Annotated in this window: 3 protein-coding genes and 1 pseudogene; 2 read left to right on the plus strand and 2 right to left on the minus strand. The window is 73.1% G+C overall.

The window, feature by feature from the left end:
• Both AAHZ94_RS27520 and AAHZ94_RS27525 read right to left on the minus strand, forming a co-directional pair.
• Positions 1–1,643: PAS domain-containing protein (locus AAHZ94_RS27520; protein ID WP_349996156.1), on the minus strand; the 1,643-nt coding region annotated here is incomplete at its 3' end.
• 239 nt (positions 1,644–1,882) lie between these two features.
• Positions 1,883–3,226: an NAD(P)/FAD-dependent oxidoreductase gene (locus AAHZ94_RS27525; RefSeq protein ID WP_349996158.1), complete on the minus strand. Its 1,344-nt coding sequence runs from the start codon at positions 3,224–3,226 to the stop codon at positions 1,883–1,885.
• Positions 3,227–3,549: 323 nt separating this feature from the next.
• Between AAHZ94_RS27525 and AAHZ94_RS27530 the strand changes: the two genes are divergently transcribed.
• Both AAHZ94_RS27530 and AAHZ94_RS27535 read left to right on the plus strand, forming a co-directional pair.
• Positions 3,550–4,386 (plus strand): TetR/AcrR family transcriptional regulator, encoded by an 837-nt coding sequence (locus AAHZ94_RS27530; protein ID WP_349996160.1) that lies wholly within the window; start codon positions 3,550–3,552, stop codon positions 4,384–4,386.
• A gap of 572 nt (positions 4,387–4,958) precedes the next feature.
• Positions 4,959–5,606, plus strand: a pseudogene (locus AAHZ94_RS27535) (hypothetical protein); the annotation flags it as partial.

Consider the following 5,606-nt stretch of genomic DNA (forward strand, 5'->3'; position numbering starts at 1 on the left):
TCCGGGGTGCCGACCGAGTCTGTCCACTCCTTGAACTTCTCGACGATCCAGGCCAGTTGACCTACCGGGGAGTCGTGGTGGGGGGGGGCGGGGGGGGGTGGGGCGGGGGGGGGGGGGGGCATGGCCCGGGGGGGGGGCGTCGGGTCCGCGGTCAGGGCCGTGGTGGGTTGCGGGGTGGGGTGGGGCGTGGGGGTGACGGCCGGTTCCGGGGTGGGTTGGTGGGGTGGTGCTACCTGGATGGGGGTGCAGGTGAAGGTGTAGTAGCTGTCGCGGGTGCGGGGGCCGGGCGGGAGGGCGAGGGTGGTGGCGGCGCGCAGGTCGTGGCGGGACGTCCAGGGCCAGGGGGAGACCGCTGCGCGGGGGCCGGCGGTGCGCTCGTCGGTGGGTTGTGCTGGGCTGGCCGGCTCGGCGTGGTGGCTGAGGGCGGCGGCGAGCGCGGTGTGGGGGTCGGTGGTCGCTCCCCCAGCCGCTTCCCCGGTGGTGCCGGCGGCGGGGTTGGGGTGTGCGGGGGCCGCGGGTTGGCCGACGGCCCCGGTGTGGGCACCGTGGGATGGGTCCGCCGCGGGCGGTGGCGTTGCTCCGTACGGCGTAGCCCCGTACGGGTCCGTGACCGGGTTGGCCGGGGTCGGGTGGGACGCGGCGTGGCCGGTTGTGGGGTGGCCGTCGGTGGCTGGACCAGGTGCCGGGGCGGGCGTCGGGGTGGGCGCCTGGGCGGCTGAGGTTGTGGTGGTGGGGTGTTGGGTGGTGCCGAGGGGGGTGGGGTGGGTGGCGTCCGAGGTCGGGGGTGGGGGCGTGGGCGCGCCGGTGGGTGGGTTGGTGTGGGCGGACGGCTCTGCTGGTGTGGCGGACGGGGGCTCGGGGGTGACGACCGGGTTGGTCACGGCCGTGTCCTGGGGTGCCGCCCCCGTGGTCAGGGTTGGTGTCCCCGGGGTCTGAGCCGGCGTGCCCAGGGTGTGGGCCGATGGTCCCGGAGTCTGGGCCGATGCCTCCGGGGTGTGGGCCGATGGACCTGGAGTCTGAGCCGACGGGCCCGGGGTGTGGGTGGCCGCGGGTGGGGTGGGGCCCTCGGGTGTTGCCGGGGTGGTGGTCTGGGGTGTCGGTGTGGCGGCCGGGTGGGGGGTTTCCGGGGTGTTGAGGTGCATCGGCGGGTGGCCGGGGGCGCGCGGTTCGCCGTGCGCGGGGTCGTCGGTGGGCGCGCCCGGGAAGGAGGGTGTGGCGCCCCGTGGGATGCGGCGTGACTTCACCGTGCGGGGCTTGCCGCTCCGTAGCACCTGGTCCATCAGCGGGAGCAGGCCCATTTCGACGAGTTCGGGCAGCGCTTCGCGGGCGGGCAGGCCCGGGGTGCGGGTGCCGAAGAGGGCGGCGTAGGCATCGTTGACGTACGCGATGCGGTGGTCAGGGCCGTAGACCACCGCCACCGGGGCCGGGACCTGGGTGACCAGGGCCTGCGCCGAGAGCGCTGCCAGGCTCGGGATCTCGCCGGGGTCGGGCGGGGTGCTCGGCGTGTCGGTGCCGGGGTCGCCGTCGCCGCGGGCCGCCGGCACCGCATGGGTGCTGGTGGGGGCCGTGCGTGCGGCGCGGTCGCCGCGGGCCGTACGTCGCTGGTATCCGGGGAGTCGAACGCTCCAACGCGTGAAGTTCACAGAGGGTTACCTCGCGGAGTCGTGACAGAACGGCGCGCCGACGCGGGGCGGCGGGCAGCAGAGCGGGGGCCGGGCTCCTGGGGAATGCAGCAAACGTCCAAATCCTCGCGCTTGTCACTCTTCGTAGATACGAGTCCACCCATGGTCACACGTCCAGTGTGGCCGACCGGACTGACATCCGTCAGACGCCAGTCGCGCCGAGGGAGTTCCCGGCTCCGCCGGAAGTGCGGCGGCAGGGGTCAACTGGCCTCGGGGTGGCGGCCGGTGCCGGCGGCGAGTGCGACCTCGCCGCGCGGGTTCTCCAACGAGCCCAGGGAGACGATCTCCCGCTTGAACAGACCGGCCAGGGTCCACTCGGCCAGCACCCGCGCCTTGCGGTTGACGGTGGGTACGCGGCTGAGGTGGTAGGCGCGGTGCATGAACCATGCGGGGTACCCCTTGAGCTTGCGGCCGTAGACGTGCGCCACGCCCTTGTGGAGTCCGAGGGAGGCCACGGAGCCGACGTACCGGTGCGCGTAGTCGGTGAGCGGCTGGTCGCGCAGGGCGGCCAGGACGTTGCCGGCGAGCACCTTGGCCTGCCGTACGGCGTGCTGGGCGTTGGGGGCGCACACCGCGTCGGGCGTGTCCGCCGTGGTGTCGGGCACGGCCGCCGCGTCACCCGCTGACCAGGCGTGTTCGACGCCTTCCACGCGCAGTGCCGCGGTGCACGGCAGTCGGCCGTGGTCGTTGGTGGGCAGGTCGGTCGCGGCGAGGACCGGGTGCGCCTTGACGCCCGCGGTCCACACCAGGGTGCGGGCGGGCAGCCGCGAGCCGTCGCTCAGGACGGCGACGCGCTTCTCGCACGATGCGAGCCGGGTCTCCAGGCGGACGTCGATGTTGCGGCGGCGCAACTCGCGCACGGCGTACTGGCCCATCTCAGCGCCGACCTCGGGGAGGATGCGGTCGGTGGCCTCGACGAGCACCCATTTCAAGTCATCCGGCGAGATGTTGTGGTAATAGCGCACCGCGTACCTGGCCATGTCCTCCAACTCGCCGAGTGCTTCCACTCCCGCGTACCCGCCGCCCACGAATACGAAGGTGAGCGCGGCGTCCCTGATGTCCGGGTCGCGGGTGGACGAGGCGATGTCGAGTTGTTCCAGGACGTGATTACGGAGACCGATGGCCTCCTCGACGGTCTTGAAACCGATCCCAAATTCGGCCAATCCGGGGATCGGGAGGGTGCGAGAAACGGACCCGGGCGCGAGTACCAGCTCGTCGTAGTGAATCTCGATCGCGCCGGCGCCTTCCTCGGCGGTGGCGAGAGTGTGCACGGTGGCGGTGCGCTTGGCGTGCTCAATGGACGAGACCTCGCCAATCACGACCTGGCATCTGGGCAAGATCCGGCGCAGCGGCACGACCACGTGGCGCGGGGAGATCGAACCGGCCGCCGCCTCCGGCAGAAACGGCTGGTAGGTCATATACGGCTCGGGGTCGACCACGATGACCTGCGCCTCGCCGCGCTTCAGCTTCCGCTGGAGGCGCAGCGCGGTGTACATCCCGACGTAGCCACCGCCGACAACAAGAATGCGCGCGGGTTCCTTCACCCTCCCATGACGCACCGGCGACCGGCCTTTGTCCACAGCCCCGACGAAATGTGTGACTGGTGGGCGCGCCGAAAGTGGAGCGATTGGTTCGGTCGTGTGCACGTAAGGTCCGCAGGTCAGCGCATGGTCACGGGGGATTGGGCCGGCAGCGAATCGGGAGGGAACGGCCGCGTACTCCGATCGGGGGGCGCTCTGGACGGAACTACCCCTTCATTCTTGACCTGGGCTCAACTATGTTCGTACTTCGTCGGGGTGTCGACACAGCCCCGGCAGCCAGGGCGGGGAGTCTCCGGGGGGAGACGTTCATTACCGGGGGATCGGTTATGCACATTCAGAGTTCGCATTGGTCATCCAACGTCGCCACGACAGACGGGGGCAATGGCCGTAATACGCCGCTGCGCGTGGACGCGCAGCGCAATCTTGAACATGTGCTGCGCGCTGCCCGTGAGGTCTTCGGGGAGCTGGGTTACGGGGCGCCGATGGAAGATGTGGCGCGCCGGGCCCGAGTCGGGGTGGGGACGGTCTACCGGCGGTTCCCCAGCAAGGACGTGCTGGTCCGCCGCATAGCGGAGGAGGAGACGGCGCGCCTCACCGACCAGGCGCGCGCCGCGCTCCGGCAGGAGGAGGAGCCGTGGTCGGCGCTCTCCCGCTTCCTGCGGACCTCGGTCGCGTCCGGCGCCGGCCGGCTGCTGCCGCCGCAGGTGCTCCGGGGGGGCGTGGACGTCGAGTCCGAAGAGGCCCGGGTGCCCCACCAGCGGCAGTCGCCGCCCGCCGCGCCCGAGCTGCGGCTCGTGGAACAGCGGAGTACGCCGGAGCCGGTGGAGGTCGCCGAGCACGGGCCCGTCGCCGGGGTCACCCCGGTCGTCGGGACCAGCCCGGTGTCGCCGGTGGCGGCTGCGCCGACGGGTCCCGCCGCGGTGCACGCCGCGGTCCAGCACGCGGACGACGGTGGCGCCTCGGCGCTGCTCGACGTCGTCGGGGAACTCGTGGAGCGGGCGCGTACGGCGGGCGAACTGCGGTCCGACGTCACGGTCGCGGACGTGCTGCTGGTGATAGCCACGGCGGCACCGTCGCTCCCCGACGCAGCGCAGCAGGCGGCGGCGTCGGCCCGGCTGCTCGACATCCTGCTGGACGGACTCCGTTCTCGTCCGGTCGGCTGACCTAGCACCGAGCTGAACCACCGGGCCCAACTGCGTGTCTGACTGACATTCCGCAGTTGGGCCCTTTGCGTGCGTGGGGTTGCGTGGTGAGGGTTGCGTGGGGGGTGGGGGTGGTTTCACGGAGTGCGGCTGCTGAGTGCGGGTGGGGACGGGGCCTGGTGGGGTGTGAGTGGGGTCGGGGTGCGCACGGGGTGTGGGGGCGGGGCGGGGGGTGGTGGGTTGTTGGGATGGGGCGGCGGATAGGGCGTGGGCGGCGGATGGGGTGGGGTGGGGCGGGGAAGTGGCGTGGGGAGTGGGGTGGGGGGCGGCAGGGTGGGGAGCGGGGAGTGGGGAGGGTCGGACGGGCCTCGGATGCCCGGGCCGTGGGGTGAGCTGAGTGTTTGCAGTCAGGTGTCTGGAGCCCCGTGGACGGGTGTGCAGAAAGGGTTCCCCATTCGGGTGAACCGTGGGGCTCACGCTTGCGAATCGGCCCCGGATGGGTGGTTGCTGGAGGAGATAAGGCTAGGTCAGCGACGGCTATGGCACTCTTTCCCGCGTGTTCGGGTCTGATGGTGCGTACGGGGGCTGTGGGTATGGGCGTTGAGGGGTCGGACGAACGATGCGACCGTGAAGACGACGGGGCAGCCGGCGCCGACGAGCGGGGTTCCACCGAGGACCTGTCGGCCCGGCAGATACCTGGTCAGGGCGGCCCGTCGGAGCGTGAGTCCGTCAGTGGGCCGCCGGGTTCCGAGCCGCGTACGGCTGCTGGTGCGGGGGCGTCCGCCGACTCGCGGCAGCCCGCCGAACCACGTCAGGTGGCCGAACCCCGGCAGCCGACCGATCCGCAACAGGTAGCCGCCCGACAGCCCGCCGAGCCCCCGCAGGTCGCCGAACCCCGGCACCCCGCCAACCCGCGCCAGGCCGCCGAACCCCGGCCCGGTGGCGGCCCGCAGGTCCGTGGCCCGCAGCACGGGCGCGGCTCCGAGCAGGTGCCCGGGCCGCGGCCGACGGGGTCCAGTACGGCGGGGTCCAGTACGGCGGGGTCGAGCACGACGGGCGCGGGGAGCGGCCCGCGGCCGGCCGGCGGCGGCGCTGATCCCAGGGCGGCGGGTGCCGGTGGTGGCGCCGGGGCCGGTGGTGGCGCCGGGGCCGGTACGTCCGCGGCTCGGGCGTCCGCGGTCGATGGTCGCGACGGGCCCGGTGCGCGCGCGGGCGGGGAGGCCGGTGCCGCCGAGCCCAGC

Origin of the sequence: Streptomyces sp. HSW2009, assembly GCF_040240285.1 — a bacterium.
Classification (GTDB): Bacteria; Actinomycetota; Actinomycetes; order Streptomycetales; family Streptomycetaceae; genus Streptomyces.